Annotated in this window: 5 protein-coding genes; 3 read left to right on the plus strand and 2 right to left on the minus strand. The window is 65.7% G+C overall.

Annotated features, from left to right (window positions below):
- The first annotated feature begins 176 nt into the window (after positions 1–176).
- Genes AB0383_RS50020 through AB0383_RS50030 form a run of 3 tightly spaced genes read left to right on the plus strand, consistent with a single transcriptional unit; the run spans position 177 to position 1,031 of the window.
- Positions 177–449: a hypothetical protein gene (locus AB0383_RS50020; RefSeq protein WP_366191702.1), complete on the plus strand. Its 273-nt coding sequence runs from the start codon at positions 177–179 to the stop codon at positions 447–449.
- Positions 446–646, plus strand: a complete 201-nt coding sequence (locus AB0383_RS50025; RefSeq protein ID WP_366191704.1) for a hypothetical protein — start codon at positions 446–448, stop codon at positions 644–646. The genes AB0383_RS50020 and AB0383_RS50025 overlap by 4 nt, the downstream gene beginning before the upstream one ends.
- 55 nt (positions 647–701) lie before the next feature.
- On the plus strand, positions 702–1,031 hold the full coding sequence (locus AB0383_RS50030; RefSeq protein ID WP_366191706.1) for a hypothetical protein: 330 nt from the start codon (positions 702–704) through the stop codon (positions 1,029–1,031).
- A 66-nt stretch (positions 1,032–1,097) separates the two neighbouring features.
- Here AB0383_RS50030 and AB0383_RS50035 read toward each other — a convergent pair whose 3' ends face one another.
- Both AB0383_RS50035 and AB0383_RS50040 read right to left on the minus strand, forming a co-directional pair.
- Entirely contained in the window at positions 1,098–1,286 is a 189-nt protein-coding gene (locus AB0383_RS50035; RefSeq protein WP_366191708.1) for a DUF397 domain-containing protein, read from the minus strand.
- Positions 1,283–1,703: DUF5753 domain-containing protein (locus AB0383_RS50040; protein WP_366191710.1), on the minus strand; the 421-nt coding region annotated here is incomplete at its 5' end. The genes AB0383_RS50035 and AB0383_RS50040, both read right to left, overlap by 4 nt.

The following is a 1,703-nucleotide window of genomic DNA, read 5'->3' on the forward strand; positions in this document are numbered from 1 at the left end:
ACGCCATACCGGGACGGTAGGCCACACCTGAACGGTGTGCTTACCTGGGAAAACCCAGGTCGCACAGCTAGCGTGGAACGAGATTTATCCACTGTGACTTCGATCTTGTAAAAGCGGCCCCGGGCGGTGCTGTAACACCAACCCGCGGCCTTGATCGGAAATAGAGGTTCCGACCCATGACCCAGGCTACCGTTGTTGTCGACCTGATCGCCGACAATCGAACTGAAGTCGCTTGTACCGCCACACACGTCACGCCGACTGAGAGCGGACGGTGGCTGGTGTTCGTCGAAGGCAAGGGCTACCCGGTCACCGTGCTCGACGAGCTTCCGGACAGGCCGACGGTGCTCGTGGAACCCGATGTGACGGTGTTCCTGGACCCCTCCGAGGTCATCACCGTGTTTGACTCCGCGTTCTTCGCCCCGAGCCGGCGCGTGGAGGTCGACCAGTGATCAACGTCGACCTGGTCAACGACTTCGCCGCGTTGGCGACCGCATGGATTCCCGCTTCCCTGTTCACCGATGACCGGTCGATCCGGGTGCAAATCGTCGCCGCGCTCGAACAGGCCACCCGGTTCGACAACCCCGGTGCCGTGCGCGTCGCCGGCTATGTCCGCCTGGCGGAGATCGTCGCAGGGCGTAACGAGTAACAACCTCCCGTGGTGGTGCGATTTACCGTCACACCGCCACGGGAGGGCTCCACCCATGAACGTACGAACATTCATTGGTCTGGTCGCTGCGGCCTGCCTCATCGCGGCCCTCATCGGATCCGTGTTGCAGGTCCACGCGCCGTACGAGTTCGACACCCTGCCTGGCACGGTCGACAACAGTGCGATAGTCGAGCAGTCCGATTGCGGCACCAGCCTCGCCGCTAACGATCACCTCGGCAGCCTCGACCGGCAGACTGCCTGCGACTCAGCCGTTGGCACACGTCGCGCCTGGACAATCCCGCTAGGCGTACTCGGCATCATCGGTCTCGCCGGCGTGGCGCTGGTCAACACCGAGCGACGCAAGAACACAGCGGCACGCGGCTAGCCGACGTCGACAGCAGAAAGGCCCCCAGCGTTCTCGGGTCGCTGGGGGCCTTCTCGTGTGCGCGGGTCAGCGCCCCAACTGTCCCAAGAACGCCGACCACGCCTCTGACGTGACCGTCAGGTGACCGGCCTCCCGGTCCTTGGTGTCCCGTACGCCCACGCGGGGGGTCGCGGACACCGCGACCTCCACGCAGTTGTTCGAGCCGCCCGAGGACCGCGACGACTTCCGCCACCCCGTGAGCTCATCCGCGTTCACTGCTTCTCCAGGTCTTTCGCGACCGATTCCAACAGTGCGATGCTCTCACGCTCGGGCAACGCGGTTTCCGTCAGCGTCTCGAAGGCCAGCCGGTACGCGCTCACGTGCTGCTCGCCATCGAGCAAGTCAGCCCGCGTGAGGTCTTCCAGGTAGGCCCACGTCTTGATGTTCGTACCGACCGGCACCCCGAGCAGCGTGAAGCCTGAGCCCAGCGCCGCGTGTCCGCCGGCCTGAAACGGGTGGATCTGCACCGTGACGTTCGGCCGCTGCACTGCCTCGGCGACGTGCCGTAGCTGACCGGCCAGCACGGCCGGGCCGCCGACTTGCCGGCGCAACGCGGCCTCCCCGACAACCAGGTGAACGGCAGGCGGGTCCGTGCGGTCTAGCAGCGCCTGCCGACGCATCCGGGAGTCCACG

The organism is Amycolatopsis sp. NPDC051373 (assembly GCF_040689465.1).
Classification (GTDB): domain Bacteria; phylum Actinomycetota; class Actinomycetes; order Mycobacteriales; family Pseudonocardiaceae; genus Amycolatopsis.